The organism is Serratia sp. NPDC078593 (assembly GCF_050268245.1).
Taxonomy (GTDB): domain Bacteria; phylum Pseudomonadota; class Gammaproteobacteria; order Enterobacterales; family Enterobacteriaceae; genus JBNNGK01.
In genome coordinates this window covers 15,757-31,808 of sequence record NZ_JBNNGK010000021.1, presented here as the reverse complement: position 1 = coordinate 31,808, position 16,052 = coordinate 15,757, and the positions used below count along the sequence as shown (strand labels likewise).

Genomic DNA, 16,052 nt, shown 5'->3' with positions numbered 1-16,052 from the left:
TATTAGATATACGTTATGTGAAAATACGACTATCGTTTTCTTGCAGATGAATACGGTTGTAGCAAGTATGTAAAATACGCGACCTGATTCAGGTCGCATAGTGTTGTATAGAGGGGTTTATGAAAATTATAGTTACCGGCGGTGCCGGTTTCATTGGCTCGGCTGTTGCTCGACATATTATCAGTGATACTCGCGATCAGATTTTAGTCTTGGATAGTCTGACATATGCTGGGAACCTTGATTCTTTAAAGGAAATTGCCGGCAGTGAGCGCTTTACTTTTGAACAAGTGGATATCTGTAACGGTAGTGAACTTGAACGCGTTTTTACCGCATTCAAGCCTGATGCAGTAATGCACCTTGCAGCGGAAAGCCATGTAGATCGTTCAATTGATGGTCCATCGGCGTTCATTGAAACTAATATTGTTGGTACCTACACCCTCCTTGAAGTGGCGCGTAAATATTGGTTAGCGCTGACTGAGCAAGAAAAGCACGCTTTTCGTTTTCATCATATCTCCACTGATGAAGTTTATGGCGATCTGCATGGAACGGATGATTTATTCACGGAAACAACACCGTATGCCCCAAGCAGTCCATACTCAGCGTCTAAAGCAGCAAGTGACCATTTGGTTCGCGCATGGCTGAGAACCTATGGTTTGCCGACGATTGTCACGAACTGTTCTAATAATTATGGTCCTTATCATTTTCCTGAGAAACTGATACCGCTGACCATTCTCAACGCGTTAGAAGGGAAAGCTTTGCCGGTTTACGGTAACGGTGCGCAGATTCGTGACTGGTTATATGTAGAAGATCATGCACGTGCCTTATATAAAGTGGTGACTGAAGGCACTGTAGGCGAAACATATAATATCGGTGGGCATAACGAACGTAAAAATATCGAAGTTGTACAAACGATTTGTTGTCTTTTGGATGAGCTTGCACCAACTAAACCCAATAATATTAAAAACTACGAAGAGCTGATCACTTTTGTGAGCGATCGTCCTGGGCATGACATGCGCTATGCGATCGATGCTTCAAAAATTGATGTAGAACTCGGTTGGAAACCGCTTGAGACTTTCGAAAGCGGGATTCGTAAGACTGTAGAATGGTACTTGGCGAACGAAGCTTGGTGGAGCCGAGTCAAAGATGGCTCATATGCAGGTGAACGTTTAGGCCTAAGCCGTTAATTAATTTTTAGGAGTCGGTCATGAAAGGTATTGTATTGGCGGGTGGTTCAGGCACACGTTTATATCCAATTACGCGTGGTATCTCAAAGCAGCTGTTGCCAGTCTATGATAAGCCGATGGTTTATTATCCTTTGTCAGTACTGATGCTGGCAGGTATCCGCGATATTCTTATTATTTCGACGCCAGAAGACATGCCTTCGTTCCAGCGTTTGTTAGGGGATGGAAGCCGATTTGGTATTTCATTGAGCTATGAAATTCAGCCTAGCCCCGATGGTTTGGCCCAAGCATTTTTGATAGGTGAAGAGTTCATTAATGGAGATAGTTGTGCGCTAGTGCTGGGTGATAATATCTTCTTTGGTCAAAGCTTTGCTAAAAAACTGGAGTCCGTAGCTGAACGTAACCAAGGCGCGACAGTCTTTGGCTATCAGGTTATGGATCCGGAACGTTTTGGTGTAGTGGAGTTCGATGATAAGTTCCGTGCTCTTTCATTAGAAGAGAAACCGCTGGTACCGAAGTCAAACTGGGCAGTAACCGGCCTATATTTCTATGATCGAGATGTCGTTGAGATGGCGAAGCAAGTTAAGCCATCAGCACGCGGTGAACTTGAGATTACTACGCTAAATCAAATGTATTTGGATAAAGGTAACCTCAATGTTGAGTTACTTGGCCGTGGATTTGCATGGTTAGATACCGGCACGCACGATAGCCTCGTTGAGGCTTCCCAGTTTGTGCATACCATAGAAAAGCGTCAAGGCTTTAAAATTGCCTGTCTTGAGGAGATTGCTTTCCGTAACGGTTGGTTAACGCGTGAAGAGGTCGAAGCTGAAGCAAAACTGCTCAGTAAAACCCTCTATGGTCAATATTTGTCACATTTGATCGGAGAGAAATAAAATGCAAGTCACTGACACTAAGATTGACGGCGTAAAAATCATTCAGCCGAAAGTCTTTGGCGACGCACGCGGTTTCTTCCTGGAAACGTTTGAGAATAAACGTTATAAGGAAATGCTGAATATTGATTTGGATTTTGTACAAGATAACCATTCGCGCTCCTCTAAAGGTGTGTTGCGTGGGTTGCATTTTCAGAGAAAAAATCCTCAGGGCAAGTTAGTACGCGTCGTGCGCGGTGAAGTTTTTGACGTGGCTGTAGATATCCGGCCTGATTCACCAACCTATGGTGCCTGGCAAGGCGTGCTACTTTCTGAAGAAAATAAAACCCAGTTTTGGGTTCCGCCAGGTCTGGCCCACGGGTTTGTTGTTCTATCGGATATTGCTGATTTTGAATATAAATGTACGGATTATTATAATCCAGCTCACGAGGGATGCCTGTTGTGGAATGACCCGGCAGTCGGTATCGAGTGGCCGGTAACTGAACCTTTATTATCTGAAAAAGATAAGTTAGGAAAATTACTGGCGGAGTTGGCGCTATGAGAGTTTTATTGACGGGCTCAAAAGGGCAACTGGGTAATTGCTTTCAAGATCGTTTACCAGCAGGCTGGGTCGTTTTGGCTACCGATAGTGAACTCCTTGACATTACCTTATTAGATAACATTAGGAGCACAGTTGCTGATTTCAAGCCTGACGTCATTGTGAATGCTGCCGCGTATACTGCGGTAGACAAGGCTGAAACTGAACAAGAATTGGCTAAATCAATTAATGAGCAGGGCCCCAAAAACTTGGCGATGGTAGCGAAGGATACCGGCTGTCGTCTGGTTCATGTCTCCACTGATTATGTTTTCGATGGCGACGGGCGTGTTCCTTACAGCGAAAATGATAAAACCAATCCATTAGGGGTCTATGGTAAGACCAAGCTTGACGGTGAAATTGCCGTGATGAATGCGCAACCTGAGGCCATTATTATTCGGACCGCTTGGGTATTCAGTGAACATGGTAATAATTTCGTAAAAACCATGCTAAGGTTAGCAAAAGAACGTGATGTGCTGGGTATTGTTGCTGACCAGCGTGGTTGTCCTACTTATGCAGGTGATATTGCTCAAGCGATTATTGATTTGTTGCAAAAAGGCGCTAAAGGAGGGATTTATCATTTCTGTGGCGATAAAGAAGTCGCATGGAGTGAATTTGCCGAGGCAATTTTTTCTTCCGCCATCAAAACGGGGATTTTGGATAAGTCACCGATAATCAATGGCATTAGCACCGAACAGTATCCGACCCCCGCTAAGCGTCCAAAGTACTCTAGTTTAAACTGCGGTAAGATTATGGCCAATCAGGTTAAACCTTCTGATTGGCTTCGAGCATTAGATAATATTATGCCTGTATTACGCTAAGGTTAGTAGCATCGTACTGAGGTTATTGTATAAAAAAGCATGCCTGAAATGGCATGCTTTTTTGTGATTATTGCTCGCGTATTTTCTCATGCCTGAAAATTTTCAAAGACATACCTACGATCAATACCGTCGCCAATAGTTCGGTAATCAGAAGTGAGTATGATGCGCCGAAGGCACCAAATAATTTGATCATAATATATATGTGAAGGCAGTGGGTGGCCGAGCAGAGCAGATATATTTTCTGCAATACTCTGTCGTGGCTATTGGCTAGCAAGTAGAGTTGGGCCAGTACAATTGCAGGTGGAATAATCAATAACATTGCTGAAAGGATCGCCAATATTGGCGCGGACTCTATGAACTTCTCACCAAAAAGTAAGATTATGATTTGCGATGAGAAAATATTTAAAGTCAAGAAGGCGCCGATACCAAATGCAAGGCTTAGTGCCAAAACCAATTTAATGATTTTATTGCGTTTGGCGGTTTCTTTCGATCCGTAGCTGCAAATTATTGGATAAGCAGCTTGGCAGAGTGGTGCCATGACGGCCAAACCTGAACGCACTAGTCGCTCAGCCGCACCATAAAGCCCGGCGATGACTGGTCCGGACATTAGGCCCAACAATATTGTGTTACTGGCAGAATAGACCATAGTAATTGAATTTGCTATGAAGATTGGCCAGCCTTCCTTTAAGTTAGCAAATACGTCCGAATTAGAATAAAAAGGTAAGCCTATATTGTATCTTTTTATTACCCAGTAAAGCATAAAGATAGCGGCAAGGAAATTAGGGAGGGATAGTAACAAAGCTGCACTTACGCTGGTAATAGGAAATAATAAGAAAGCTGCAAGTGTAACTAGCCGTGCACAGAGCGTTATCATCGCTCCTGCAGCCATTTTCCCCACCCCCTGTAATAGCCAATAAGGTGATATCATGGACGCAAAAATCAAAAGGGATGATATGATCATGTAATCACTGAGCTTAGCCAATTTTTCCCAAAAAAGGGTCATCAGTAATAGCATTAAGAGTGTTGTAATGGCTAATATCATCTTGGAGAAGGTGATGTTGTAAAAAGTTTTACCTATCTGGCTATGGTTGGTCATTTTTGAAACTGTTCTTACTGCCGAAAAATTAAAGCCATAATCGACGAAGATAGAGAAGTAGAAGGCAACCATGTAACAGAAAAGAATATTACCAAACTCGCTTACTCCAATATTTCGCCCAATAATCGGGAATACGAGTAGTGGGAATATGAAATTCCCACCTTGCACTAACAACAAAGAAACATAGTTCTTTACAAGCGGTTGATTGAGATATTTAATCATAAGACTAAATATCCACGCGCGACTTTTTTATAGGCTTTGATATTAATGATAACCAGTCTTTTTTCATAAACCATTTGAATAATAGTAGTAAAGTGATGTTAACAATAATGGTAGAGTTATAAAATTGGTTATCACAAATCATGAAAAGAGTTACCATTCCAATATAGCTATATAAGATCATGCTTAAAGTATCTTTTTTCCTCTGAAGTCTATAATAGAGAAACATACTTAACGAAGTAAAGAATAACATAAAACCAATTAGGCCGTAAGAACCAAAGTCCATATATGGCTTTTGCATGAAGCTTAAAATATTAACCCAGTTGTACGTATCCATCTTTGATAAATCTAATGTTTCATCAGGTAAGAAGTGTTTTGTTATGAAGTGGAATGTTCCTGTAAGTAAAACCCTCCCGTCTCTAAAATCATTTGTTTTATTGAAGTAGATGACCATATTGTTGAAAGCATGAAGTTCTGTGCTCAAATTAACCCATATAGGCATCAACTGTGGGGGGAGTTCCATCGTTGGTTTAAATTCTTCGTATGAAGACGAATTTATGGAGTCAGGGGTTAAATCCTGCGAGATTGGCTGTGGGGTGCTATATATATCAGAATAATAATCTGCACCACTTTCTACCTTAGAGTCGTTTGTTACGGCATAATACTTATCTTGAGTATAAATTTGTGCGCGTATCAATGGTATTGTTGTCATTAAAAATGCAACAGAAGAAAAAATTAGAAAACCAGTGATGAAGGTACTTCTTCTATCATTTTTATTAAAATAAAAATAAATTGTTATATAGAATAAGCTGGTAAATATAGGGATGAATATGTTTGTTCTACCGCCAAGAAGAACTAGCATAAGCAGAAAAATAGTACTAAATATCATATAACCATATTTTTTTGTATGCGTAACATAAATAGAATTAAAGATAATTAGATATATAGGCATGACGAGTATGTTCATTAAGTAATTGCTTATTACATTTGGCATGATATTAGCTCGTGCATTATCATTAAATAAAGGAATGCTACCTATTTTATTAAATGCATAACAGTATAAAGCAATCTCAACAATAATACCTATTATATTTGAGGCAAATAGAGTCCGTGATGATATTTCGTAGTTACCATGTTTATTTTTAGTAATGTTCTTTTTTTTATTTGATAAGATAAACCCGATGCAAACTGTGTAGAAAGTAATAATGACAGCTGAGATAGCGAGCCAAGTGTCGTAACTGAAATCATTTTGTTCAATTGCTGTAAGTTTTGCTTGGCTACAACCAATCATGAATAAAAACATGCTCATGAAAATTGATGCAGGGTTGTAAAAGTTTCTAAATAAGTAAGTAAAAACGACAAAGTTGGCAATTGCGGCAATAGCAAAGCCTTTACTAACCCAGTTGACAGGGAGTATTAATATGAAAATTAACCCTATTAACCCTAGTAGACCTGGGGAATGTTTTCCCAATATTCCATTTTTCATTTCATTTCTCCTCGCTATGCTTTGTGATCTTGGATAATTCATTTATGCATTTTTTATTGAAGCTACGGCGTTCCAAATCGAAGAACCAGCCCCATTTATTGAAATAGCTTATGGCTGAACTGACATGGTAACGCATTAGTTTAAAGCTTTTGTACGAACCTTTGGCGAATGCATGCGTTACCGTGGCTTCTGAGCAAAATATAGGTATTTCATAGCGAAGCACTTTTCGGCATAGATCGACGTCTTCCAAATACATAAAGTATCTCGGGTCGAACCCTTTAATTTTTTTCAGAAGGGTGGATTCAACAAACATAAAACAACCAGAAATGGCTGGCGCAAAAAAGTTTTTATTATAATCCGCAAACTGCAACTCGTAGTTTTTATCAAGGAACCGCGAAAAAAATGGCATAAACCTGCGCAAGAATAAATGTGCTGGTGTAGGCAATAGTCGGCAAACTCGCTGTTCATCACCGTTCGGGTAAATAATGCGAGGAGCGATAAAACGATGGTTACCTCGTTCAGCAAAATCAAAGAGTGTTTTTACTGTCCCTAGCTCGAATTCGATATCTGGATTACAGATAATAAAGTATCTGCACTTATCGAGATAACGGGCCATCGCTTGATTATGTCCGTGACCGAATCCTTGGTTTCGGTCGGATTTGATATAGGTAATACGCGGATTATCTAATTTATTTGCCCACTTGCAATCAGCATTGTCCACAAGAACAATAGTTTCAACTAAGTCTTCAGCTAAAAGAGAGTCCAAAGTTGGCATGATCTCTTCTTTACTATGTTTATATAAAACGATAGAAGCGATGACTTGCTGTTTTGATTCTACGGCATTCATTTTAAACTAATTCCATCTTTAAGCGCACGATACCAAGTGGTTAGATGCGTTTTTTTGTTCGGCTGTGTAACTATTAGCAATATCTGATGAAGTGTATTAAAGAGGTTCTCGCGCATTTTTACCAAAAGAGGTACGTGAGGCATCCGTAGTAAATATATACCGTTACGCAAACGATAATACCTGCGGAAAGCTGAGTGCATCGGTACATGCCATGCCAATACTTTAATCGCTCGGTCACCGATTGCATGAGACATTTTTGCCGACGTCGCGGCAAAAATTTTATAACCCTTCCCGACCGCGCGTAAGCACCACTCTGTATCGACATAATCAATAAACAGAGTTTCGTTCATAACACCTACATCTTTCAGCACGGCAGCTGGTATAAGCGAACCTGAAGAGATAATCATACTGACTTCAAAAGGATGTTGTTGAAATTGGGGTTTGATTTTGGTACGCCAGCCCCATTTGTTCACTTTTATTAATGGGTAATAAAATCCATAACGAGAATCTGTAAAGATAGGCCCAATAGCTGCGACCTTATTTGTTGCAGCAACGAGATGATAATCATTTAACAAACCTGAAATAAACGTTGCCTCTACATGACTGTCTTGGTCAAAGAACACTAGCAATTCAGCTTGATAGCTTGCAGATGCCTGTTCAATACCAATATTTTGAGCTTTGGCGATGCCTACATTATCATCCAGGCGAATTACGGTCGCTATTTGTTTCAATTCATCGACAACCGCAGGTGATAATGAACCGTTATCGACGAGCACGCTAGGTACGTGCTGGCGATTCAACTCTTGGATTAAGGTTTTCAGATTATCCAAGTCAGGATGGTACGAAACAATCACCGCAGCGATTTTATCATCCACTGACGACACGACGGGCTCGGCTGAAGCAGAACCGATAGCTTGATGCTCAGACACTACGCTCTCCATTAGAATGCGGTATTAATGCACTTTCGGCGGTTTGCATCTTTCAATAAAGAAGAACCCTCTGCATTAATCAAGCTGACAATTCTAACAGCCAACGTAAATCACGCAAACAGGAAAACTCTAATTAAGTTGTGATGCGTTAAAAGTGGACAACCAATTGAAATTTAATTTTATTAACTTTTTCTGCTCTCCATCGCTACGACATTATAGGAAGAAAGGTTAAATTGGCGGCTTGTCGTATGGCCTATCGCACCAATCACTACCCACCAGCCTCAAACCTGAGTTAACATGTGTGCCACATCACAAAACCTGTTAGCCGAGAGCAGTTAGCAGGGGTCATCCTCAGACAGGAGTTCTTCAATGTCCAAGCAACAAATCGGCGTTGTCGGCATGGCGGTAATGGGCCGCAATCTGGCACTTAACATCGAAAGCCGCGGTTACACGGTTTCCATTTTTAACCGTTCGGGCGACAAGACTGATGAAGTCATTGCTGAAAACCCAGGTAAAAATCTGGCGCCATTCTACACCGTTGAAGAGTTTGTTGAGTCCTTAGAGAAGCCACGTCGCATTTTGCTGATGGTAAAAGCAGGCGAAGCCACAGACAAAACCATCGCTTCCCTGACTCCGCATCTGGATAAAGGCGACATTCTGATTGACGGTGGCAACACCTACTACCAAGATACAATTCGCCGTAACCGCGAATTGTCAGACCAGGGTTTCAACTTCATCGGCACCGGTGTTTCCGGCGGTGAGGAGGGCGCGCTGAAAGGGCCATCGATTATGCCTGGTGGCCAGAAAGAAGCCTATGAGCTGGTTGCGCCCATCTTGCAGAAAATTGCAGCGGTAGCTGAAGGCGAGCCTTGCGTGACTTATATTGGTGCGGACGGCGCCGGTCATTACGTGAAAATGGTTCACAATGGCATCGAATACGGTGATATGCAGCTGATTGCAGAAGCTTACTCTCTGCTGAAACAAGCGTTGAATCTGAATAACGAAGAATTGGCATCGACCTTTGCCGAATGGAACAAAGGTGAGCTTAACAGCTATCTGATCGACATCACCAAAGACATCTTCACTAAAAAAGATGAAGAAGGTAAATACTTAGTTGATGTGATTCTGGATGAAGCGGCGAACAAAGGCACGGGTAAGTGGACGAGCCAAAGCTCGTTGGATCTCGGTGAGCCGTTGTCGCTGATTACCGAATCCGTGTTCGCGCGTTATCTGTCCTCCTTGAAAGACCAACGTGTTGCGGCATCTAAAGTACTCACTGGGCCAAAAGTTGCAGCATTTACCGGCGATAAAGCAGAATTTATCGAAAAAGTGCGTCGCGCGCTTTATTTGGGCAAAATTGTTTCTTATGCGCAAGGCTTCTCTCAATTGAAAGCTGCGTCTAAAGAAAACAACTGGGATCTGAATTATGGTGAGATTGCTAAAATCTTCCGCGCAGGTTGCATCATTCGCGCCCAGTTCTTGCAGAAAATTACCGATGCCTATGCTGAAAATGCTGACATCGCTAATCTATTGCTGGCGCCTTACTTCAAGCAAATTGCTGATGAGTATCAACAAGCTTTGCGCGATGTCGTTTCTTATGCTGTTCAGAACGGCATTCCAACGCCGACTTTCTCTGCGGCTATTGCCTACTACGACAGCTACCGTTCAGCGGTGCTGCCAGCTAACCTGATTCAGGCACAGCGCGATTACTTCGGTGCGCACACCTATAAACGCATCGATAAAGATGGCGTGTTCCATACTGAGTGGATGGAATAACCTAAAACCTGAGTTTTAACATGATAAAAAGCCGCTGGATTAATCCTCAGCGGCTTTTTCTTTATCCAGAATAATTACTTCGTATGCCGTTCTCGCAGGCGGTTGATTACCGCGCTCAGATCCAGCTCCTGATCCTGTAATAGGACCATAAGGTGATAAATCAAGTCAGAAGCTTCGTTGGTGAGTTCTTCACGATCGTTGACCGTAGCGGCGAGGGCGGTTTCTACACCTTCCTCCCCGACTTTCTGCGCGATACGCTTGGTGCCGCTGGCGTAAAGGCTGGCGGTGTAAGAGCTGGTCGGATCGGCGTGTTTACGTTCTGCCAACAGCTGCTCCAACTGATAGAGGAAAGCCCAATCGCTCGTTGCCGGATGGAAACAACTGCTGTTACCTAAATGGCAGGTAGGGCCGATGGGCTTGGCCAGAATCAGCAGGGTATCGTTGTCGCAGTCAGGGGTGATGCTGACTACGTTGAGGAAGTGGCCAGAGCTTTCGCCCTTGGTCCATAGGCGTTGTTTCGTGCGTGAGAAAAAGGTGACCTTGCCGCGTTGTTCCGTGACCGCAAGCGCTTCCTGATTCATATAACCCAGCATGAGCACTTCGCCGGAAACGGCATGCTGAACGATTACTGGCAATAGATTGCCGGTTTTTTCCCAATCAAGCTGGGCCTTTTGTTGCGTGGTTAACACAGGCGAATCTCCACGTTGTGATCGGCCAAGAACGTTTTCAGTTCGCCAATATTGATAATTTGCTTGTGGAACACGGAAGCAGCCAAGGCACCATCTACGTTGGCGTCACGGAAGGCATCCAGAAAATGTTGCGGAGTGCCAGCACCACCAGAGGCGATCAGCGGGACATGGCATATTTCGCGCACGCGTTTTAACTGTGCCAAGTCGTAGCCGTTGCGTACGCCGTCCTGGTTCATCATGTTCAGTACGATTTCGCCAGCGCCCAGTTTTTGCACCTCTTTTACCCAATCGAGCGTTTCCCACTGCGTGACGCGCGTGCGGGTTTCATCGCCGGTATATTGATTGACGTGATATTTACCGCTTTCATTGTCGTACCAAGTATCGATCCCGATGACGATGCATTGAACGCCAAAGCGATCGGCCAGACGACTAATGAGCGTGGGGTCTGCCAACGCTGGGGAGTTAATAGAGATTTTATCCGCACCAAAAGACAGGATCTGGCTAGCATCATCGGCACTTTTGATGCCACCCGCCACGCAGAAGGGGATGTCGATCACTTCTGCAACGCGCGATACCCAGCTTTTGTCGACGACACGGCCATCGCTGGAGGCGGTAATATCATAGAACACCAATTCATCAGCACCTTCCTGCGCATAGCGCTGTGCCAGCGGCACAATGTCACCGATGATTTCGTGGTTGCGGAACTGCACGCCTTTCACCACTTGCCCGTCTTTCACGTCCAGACATGGGATTATCCGTTTTGCCAGCATGCAATAGCCTCCTCAACGCTAAATTTACCTTCGAGCAATGCGCGCCCGACAATCACGCCCTCTACGCCGCTGCCGCGAAGCTGAGCAATGTCTTCCAGACCGCCAATTCCCCCGGAAGCCTGAAAGGCGATTTGGGGATAGCGGGCGCAGATTTCACGATACAGTGCCACGTTGGAGCCGGCCAATGTACCGTCACGCGAGATATCAGTGCACAGTACATGTTTCAGGCCATAAGGCAGGAACTGTTCCACCACCTGTTCCAATTGGGCATCGGAATCCTCTTGCCAGCCGCTGATCGCGACCTGTTTGGCACCATCGGCGTGAATGCGAACATCCAGTGCCAGCACTAACGCATCGGCACCGTAGCGTTCAAACCAACGTTGAACCAACGCGGGTTGTTTTACCGCGGTCGAACCAATCACTACGCGGCTGGCACCGGCGTCTAACAGTGCCGTCACGTCTTGTTCGGTGCGAATGCCGCCGCCAACTTGTACCGGTACGCTTACGCCTGCCAGCAGCGTCTGTAGCAGTGGAATCTGCCGCGCGGCCGGATCTTTGGCACCGGTGAGATCGACCAAATGCAGTACCTGAGCGCCTTGCCGTTGGTAATCCTGCAGGCGTAGCAGCGGGTCGTTGCCGTAGTCACGTTGTTGACCGTAGTCCCCTTGATGCAAACGCACCACGTTGCCGTCGATCAAATCTAAAGCGGGAATAATCATGCTGCCTACATCTCCAGAAAGTTTTTCAACAGTTGTGCGCCGGCTGCGCCAGAACGCTCTGGGTGAAACTGCACGCCGAAGAAATTGTCTTTTTGTACGGCGGCGGAGAAGGGCTCGCCGTAGTTCGCCTGAGCGATGGTGCTTGGGCATATTGGCATCGCATAGCCGTGAACAAAATAGAAGTAAGCGCCGTCGTCGATGTTGCGGAACAGAGGGTTGCCAGCCTGTGCGGAAACCTGGTTCCAGCCCATATGTGGTAGCGGCAGGCCGCAATCGGTCATCTGTTTGACTGGCGTATCGATGATGCCAAGCGTTGTTATGCCACCGCTTTCTTCGCTGCCGCTTGCCAGTAACTGCATGCCGAGGCAAATACCTAAAACTGGCTGGTTGCAGACTTTGATCAAATCGATCAGTTCACGCTGCTCTAACTGTGCCATCGCCGCTTGTGCGGTGCCGACGCCGGGTAGAAACAGTTTGTCGGCACGCAGAACGCGTTCCGGATCGCGGCTGATGGTGGGTTGATAACCCAACCGTTGTACCGCGTAAGTGACGGAAGAGAGGTTGGCACACCCGGTATCGAGAATCACCACGTTCATTACAGCACTCCTTTTGAACTCGGCAGGATGTTACCCTCAACGCGAATCGCTTGGCGTAGCGTGCGACCAAACACTTTGAACAGACTTTCCACTCGGTGATGGTCATTTTTGCCTTTGGTTTTCAAGTGCAAAGTGCAGCCCATGGTATAGGACAATGAACGGAAGAAGTGCTCGACCATTTCAGTGCTCAAATCACCGACGCGTTGATAGTTGAACTCGGCTTTGTATTCCAGATGCGGGCGACCGGAAATATCCATAGCGCAGCGCGCCAAACACTCGTCCATCGGTAATACAAAGCCGAAACGAGCAATACCGCGTTTGTCACCTAGCGCTTTGTTTAGTGCTTCACCTAATGCCAGCGCGGTGTCTTCTACCGTATGGTGATCGTCGATATACAAATCGCCATTCACCTGAATATCCATGCGGAAGCCGCCGTGAGTGGCGATCTGATCCAGCATGTGATCGAAGAAGCCGACGCCGGTTTTGATCTTGCTGCTGCCCTCTCGATCCAACCAGACATTGACGTCAATTTGCGTTTCTTTCGTGACGCGGTTGACATGCGCATGACGATCGCGCTGCGTCAACTGACGGGTGATCTCTTGCCAGCCAAGCGTATCACGTTGATACAGTAACCCTTGAATGCCCATATTGGCAGCCAATTGGACATCCGTTTGCCGATCGCCGATCACGTAGCTATTGGCGATGTTGATCGCCCCTGGAGCCAAATAAGCCTCCACTAGCGCAGTTTTCGGTTTACGACAATCGCAGTTGTCTGCTGGCAGATGAGGGCAAATCAGAATGTCTTCAAATTCAATACCCTGAGAACTGAGGATCTGCATCATCAGATTATGCGGCGGATCAAAGGTTTCTTGCGGAAAACTAGACGTGCCCAGCCCGTCCTGATTCGTAATCATCACCAAGGTATAGCCCGCAGCCTGTAATGCGAGCAGGGAAGGGATAACATCCGGTTCCAGTGCCAGTTTATCCAGGCGATCAACCTGGAAATCTTCGGGTGGCTCGGCAATTAATGTACCGTCACGATCGATAAAGAGATATTTCTGGCTCACATTGGCTCCTGGCGAGTCTCGGTAGCACCGGGCAAGGTCTTGAGTGCGTCAATAACGCGCTGACATTCGTCGCGGGTGCCTATGGTGATACGCAGGCAGCCGGACAACCCTGGCTGTTTGTTTTGGTCTCGTAAAATAATGCCCTGATCCCACAAGCTTTTAAACACATTACTGGAGGCAGTAAAGCGTACAAGCAAATAATTACTGTCGCTGGGGAACACCTGTTCGACACAGTCGCAGTTTGCCAGAGCCTGTTGCAGCCAGTTGCGATTGCTGGCGATCTCGGTAACACGTTGGCGCATCACACGTAGCCCCTCAGTGCTCAGTGCTTGGGCGGCGATATCAGCTACCGGCGTGGAGAGCGGATAGGGGGCAATCACTTTCAGCAGCAAGGCAATCAGATCTTCATTGGCTAAGGTGAAGCCGCAACGCAGCCCCGCCAGTGCAAACGCTTTGGAAAGCGTACGCAAAATGGCCAGGTGCGGATAATCACTGAGCCAAGTGCTTACGCTGGCTTGTGGACAGAACTCGATATAGGCCTCATCAATCGCCACGACTGCCTTGCCTTTAGCCATGTCCAACAGTGCGCGTAAGTCGTCTGGATCGATCAGGTTACCGGTGGGGTTATTTGGGCTACAAACATAAATCAGTTTTACGTTGTCCAAACTTTCGGCTATCGCTGGCAGGTCGAGCTGCCAGTTTTCTTGGGCTTGCACCGTACGCTGTTCGATACCAAAGGTTTCCGCACTGACGGCATACATACCGTAGGTTGGCGGGCAAAACAGAATGGCATCTTTACCCGGTTCGCAGAAAGCACGAATCAGCAGTTCGATGCCTTCATCTGCACCGCGGCTAACCAGCACTTGCTCTTTTTTCACCCCCGCATACTCGGCATAGCGCTCAATCACCTGCGCAGGTTGGCATTCCGGATAACGGTTAAGGGTCTGCGCCGTCAGTTGGAATTCGGTTGCCAATGGGTATTCGTTGGCGTTTAGCCAAACGTCGCCCTTGCCGCCGAGCCGCCGAGCGGATTGGTAAGGGGTCAGCTCGCGCACATTCTGGCGTGCCAGTTGTTCAATGCTCATGCTTGCTCCTTTAACGCGGCCACGCGTAGGGTAACGGCATTTTTGTGGGCGGTTAATTGCTCAGCGGCGGCTAATGTCTCAATGGTCGCCGCCAAGTTGATAAAACCTTGCGGAGACAGTTCCTGCACCGTCATGCGCTTTTGGAAATCCGCCAGTCCCAGACTGGAGCAGGTGGCGGTGTAACCGTAGGTCGGCAGCACGTGGTTAGTACCCGATGCATAATCGCCGGCGGATTCCGGCGACCAGTCGCCAAGAAAAACGGAACCGGCGCTGGTGATTTCATCGACTAAATCACGGGCGTTGCGGGTCTGAATAATTAAGTGTTCGGGGCCGTACTGATTGCTGATACGAATGCATTCTGCCAAGTCCTGCGTCACGATCAATCGGCTGCTGTTGAGCGCCTGTCGGGCCGTCTCGGCGCGCGGTAACGCGGCTAACTGTTGTTCCACCGCGTCAGCAACGGCTTGTGCCATCGCTGCGTCCGGCGTCAACAAAATGACTTGGGAATCCGGACCGTGTTCGGCTTGTGATAACAAATCCGATGCCACGAACGCGGGGGTCGCACCGCTATCGGCGATCACCAACACTTCTGAGGGGCCGGCTGGCATATCGATTGCGGCGCCGTCGAGACGTTGACTGATCTGACGCTTGGCTTCGGTGACAAATGCGTTACCGGGGCCGAAGATTTTGTCTACGCGTGGTACAGACGCGGTACCGAATGCCATGGCTGCGATCGCCTGAGCGCCGCCGACTTGAAACACTTCCTGTACGCCACACAACTGTGCGGCATAAAGGATCTCATTGGCAATCGGCGGTGGCGAACACAGCACTACGCGTCGACAGCCCGCAATGCGTGCGGGGGTGGCCAACATCAATACGGTGGAAAGCAACGGCGCGGAACCACCCGGAATGTATAGACCAACTGAATCGATTGGACGCGTTACCTGTTGGCAACGCACGCCCGGCTGGGTTTCGATGTCTACCGGCGGCAGTTTTTGCGCATTATGGAAGGTTTCCACATTCCGCACCGCCACGGCCATCGCTTGTTTCACCTCATCGCTCAGTGATGCGGCGGCAGCGGCGATTTGCTCGGCGCTGACACGCAACGCAGCGACGTCGGTTTTATCAAATTTTGCGCTGTATTCACGCAGTGCGCGATCGCCATGGTTTTTCACGTTATCGAGAATATCGCGCACCGTTTGCGCGATGCTGTCTTCGGCGGCGATGGCCGGGCGCATTAACAGCGCGGCTCGCTGCTCAACGCTGCATTCGCCCCAATTGACCAGAGTATTGAATGTTGACATGGG

Annotated in this window: 16 protein-coding genes; 5 read left to right on the top strand and 11 right to left on the bottom strand. The window is 46.6% G+C overall.

The window, feature by feature from the left end; all coding sequences use genetic code 11:
* Positions 1-119: 119 nt before the first annotated feature.
* From rfbB to rfbD, 4 genes are read left to right on the top strand one after another with little or no spacing between them, the layout of a single operon-like run.
* Positions 120-1,184, top strand: coding sequence for a dTDP-glucose 4,6-dehydratase (gene rfbB, locus ACQKDS_RS18050; RefSeq protein ID WP_399673185.1), 1,065 nt, complete (start codon positions 120-122; stop codon positions 1,182-1,184).
* Positions 1,185-1,204: 20 nt separating this feature from the next.
* Positions 1,205-2,074, top strand: coding sequence for a glucose-1-phosphate thymidylyltransferase RfbA (gene rfbA / locus ACQKDS_RS18045; RefSeq protein ID WP_399673182.1), 870 nt, complete (start codon positions 1,205-1,207; stop codon positions 2,072-2,074).
* A 1-nt stretch (position 2,075) separates the two neighbouring features.
* Positions 2,076-2,612, top strand: a complete 537-nt coding sequence (gene rfbC / locus ACQKDS_RS18040; RefSeq protein WP_399673179.1) for a dTDP-4-dehydrorhamnose 3,5-epimerase — start codon at positions 2,076-2,078, stop codon at positions 2,610-2,612.
* Positions 2,609-3,466 carry a dTDP-4-dehydrorhamnose reductase gene (gene rfbD, locus ACQKDS_RS18035; RefSeq protein ID WP_399673176.1) on the top strand — a complete coding sequence of 286 codons (858 nt, stop codon included), beginning with the start codon at positions 2,609-2,611 and terminating at the stop codon, positions 3,464-3,466. Before rfbC ends, rfbD begins: the two co-directional genes overlap by 4 nt.
* 67 nt (positions 3,467-3,533) lie before the next feature.
* Here rfbD and ACQKDS_RS18030 read toward each other — a convergent pair whose 3' ends face one another.
* Genes ACQKDS_RS18030 through ACQKDS_RS18015 form a run of 4 tightly spaced genes read right to left on the bottom strand, consistent with a single transcriptional unit; the run spans position 3,534 to position 8,043 of the window.
* A complete protein-coding gene (locus tag ACQKDS_RS18030) occupies positions 3,534-4,784 on the bottom strand; it encodes an oligosaccharide flippase family protein (protein ID WP_399673173.1) in 1,251 nt (416 codons plus the stop codon).
* A gap of 4 nt (positions 4,785-4,788) precedes the next feature.
* Complete coding sequence (locus ACQKDS_RS18025; RefSeq protein ID WP_399673171.1) at positions 4,789-6,267, bottom strand: O-antigen polymerase; 1,479 nt, start codon at positions 6,265-6,267, stop codon at positions 4,789-4,791.
* A 1-nt stretch (position 6,268) separates the two neighbouring features.
* Positions 6,269-7,114, bottom strand: coding sequence for a glycosyltransferase (locus ACQKDS_RS18020; protein WP_399673168.1), 846 nt, complete (start codon positions 7,112-7,114; stop codon positions 6,269-6,271).
* A complete protein-coding gene (locus ACQKDS_RS18015; RefSeq protein ID WP_399673165.1) occupies positions 7,111-8,043 on the bottom strand; it encodes a glycosyltransferase family 2 protein in 933 nt (310 codons plus the stop codon). Before ACQKDS_RS18015 ends, ACQKDS_RS18020 begins: the two co-directional genes overlap by 4 nt.
* A 369-nt stretch (positions 8,044-8,412) precedes the next feature.
* Here ACQKDS_RS18015 and gndA point away from each other — a divergent pair, with 369 nt between their 5' ends.
* Positions 8,413-9,819 carry an NADP-dependent phosphogluconate dehydrogenase gene (gene gndA, locus ACQKDS_RS18010; protein ID WP_399673163.1) on the top strand — a complete coding sequence of 469 codons (1,407 nt, stop codon included), beginning with the start codon at positions 8,413-8,415 and terminating at the stop codon, positions 9,817-9,819.
* A gap of 74 nt (positions 9,820-9,893) precedes the next feature.
* Here gndA and hisIE read toward each other — a convergent pair whose 3' ends face one another.
* Genes hisIE through hisD form a run of 7 tightly spaced genes read right to left on the bottom strand, consistent with a single transcriptional unit; the run spans position 9,894 to position 16,049 of the window.
* Entirely contained in the window at positions 9,894-10,508 is a 615-nt protein-coding gene (gene hisIE, locus ACQKDS_RS18005; RefSeq protein ID WP_399673161.1) for a bifunctional phosphoribosyl-AMP cyclohydrolase/phosphoribosyl-ATP diphosphatase HisIE, read from the bottom strand.
* Complete coding sequence (hisF, locus tag ACQKDS_RS18000; protein WP_399673159.1) at positions 10,502-11,278, bottom strand: imidazole glycerol phosphate synthase subunit HisF; 777 nt, start codon at positions 11,276-11,278, stop codon at positions 10,502-10,504. Before hisF ends, hisIE begins: the two co-directional genes overlap by 7 nt.
* A complete protein-coding gene (gene hisA / locus ACQKDS_RS17995; protein WP_399673157.1) occupies positions 11,260-11,997 on the bottom strand; it encodes a 1-(5-phosphoribosyl)-5-[(5-phosphoribosylamino)methylideneamino]imidazole-4-carboxamide isomerase in 738 nt (245 codons plus the stop codon). Before hisA ends, hisF begins: the two co-directional genes overlap by 19 nt.
* 5 nt (positions 11,998-12,002) lie before the next feature.
* Entirely contained in the window at positions 12,003-12,593 is a 591-nt protein-coding gene (gene hisH / locus ACQKDS_RS17990) for an imidazole glycerol phosphate synthase subunit HisH (RefSeq protein ID WP_399673154.1), read from the bottom strand.
* Positions 12,593-13,660, bottom strand: a complete 1,068-nt coding sequence (hisB, locus tag ACQKDS_RS17985) for a bifunctional histidinol-phosphatase/imidazoleglycerol-phosphate dehydratase HisB (protein ID WP_399673152.1) — start codon at positions 13,658-13,660, stop codon at positions 12,593-12,595. Before hisB ends, hisH begins: the two co-directional genes overlap by 1 nt.
* Positions 13,657-14,745 carry a histidinol-phosphate transaminase gene (gene hisC, locus ACQKDS_RS17980; RefSeq protein WP_399673150.1) on the bottom strand — a complete coding sequence of 363 codons (1,089 nt, stop codon included), beginning with the start codon at positions 14,743-14,745 and terminating at the stop codon, positions 13,657-13,659. The genes hisB and hisC overlap by 4 nt, the downstream gene beginning before the upstream one ends.
* Positions 14,742-16,049, bottom strand: coding sequence for a histidinol dehydrogenase (hisD, locus tag ACQKDS_RS17975; RefSeq protein ID WP_399673148.1), 1,308 nt, complete (start codon positions 16,047-16,049; stop codon positions 14,742-14,744). Before hisD ends, hisC begins: the two co-directional genes overlap by 4 nt.
* Positions 16,050-16,052: the final 3 nt, after the last annotated feature.

Bases quoted from the DNA above. Each gene is read 5' to 3' on its own strand.
- hisD (WP_399673148.1), bottom strand. From the start codon at position 16,049: ATGTCAACATTCAATACTCTGGTCAATTGGGGCGAATGCAGCGTTGAG.
- rfbC (WP_399673179.1), top strand. From the start codon at position 2,076: ATGCAAGTCACTGACACTAAGATTGACGGCGTAAAAATCATTCAGCCG.
- hisH (WP_399673154.1), bottom strand. From the start codon at position 12,593: ATGAACGTGGTGATTCTCGATACCGGGTGTGCCAACCTCTCTTCCGTC.
- rfbB (WP_399673185.1), top strand. From the start codon at position 120: ATGAAAATTATAGTTACCGGCGGTGCCGGTTTCATTGGCTCGGCTGTT.
- gndA (WP_399673163.1), top strand. From the start codon at position 8,413: ATGTCCAAGCAACAAATCGGCGTTGTCGGCATGGCGGTAATGGGCCGC.
- hisA (WP_399673157.1), bottom strand. From the start codon at position 11,997: ATGATTATTCCCGCTTTAGATTTGATCGACGGCAACGTGGTGCGTTTG.
- ACQKDS_RS18030 (WP_399673173.1), bottom strand. From the start codon at position 4,784: ATGATTAAATATCTCAATCAACCGCTTGTAAAGAACTATGTTTCTTTG.
- rfbD (WP_399673176.1), top strand. From the start codon at position 2,609: ATGAGAGTTTTATTGACGGGCTCAAAAGGGCAACTGGGTAATTGCTTT.
- ACQKDS_RS18025 (WP_399673171.1), bottom strand. From the start codon at position 6,267: ATGAAAAATGGAATATTGGGAAAACATTCCCCAGGTCTACTAGGGTTA.
- ACQKDS_RS18020 (WP_399673168.1), bottom strand. From the start codon at position 7,114: ATGAATGCCGTAGAATCAAAACAGCAAGTCATCGCTTCTATCGTTTTA.
- hisC (WP_399673150.1), bottom strand. From the start codon at position 14,745: ATGAGCATTGAACAACTGGCACGCCAGAATGTGCGCGAGCTGACCCCT.
- hisF (WP_399673159.1), bottom strand. From the start codon at position 11,278: ATGCTGGCAAAACGGATAATCCCATGTCTGGACGTGAAAGACGGGCAA.
- rfbA (WP_399673182.1), top strand. From the start codon at position 1,205: ATGAAAGGTATTGTATTGGCGGGTGGTTCAGGCACACGTTTATATCCA.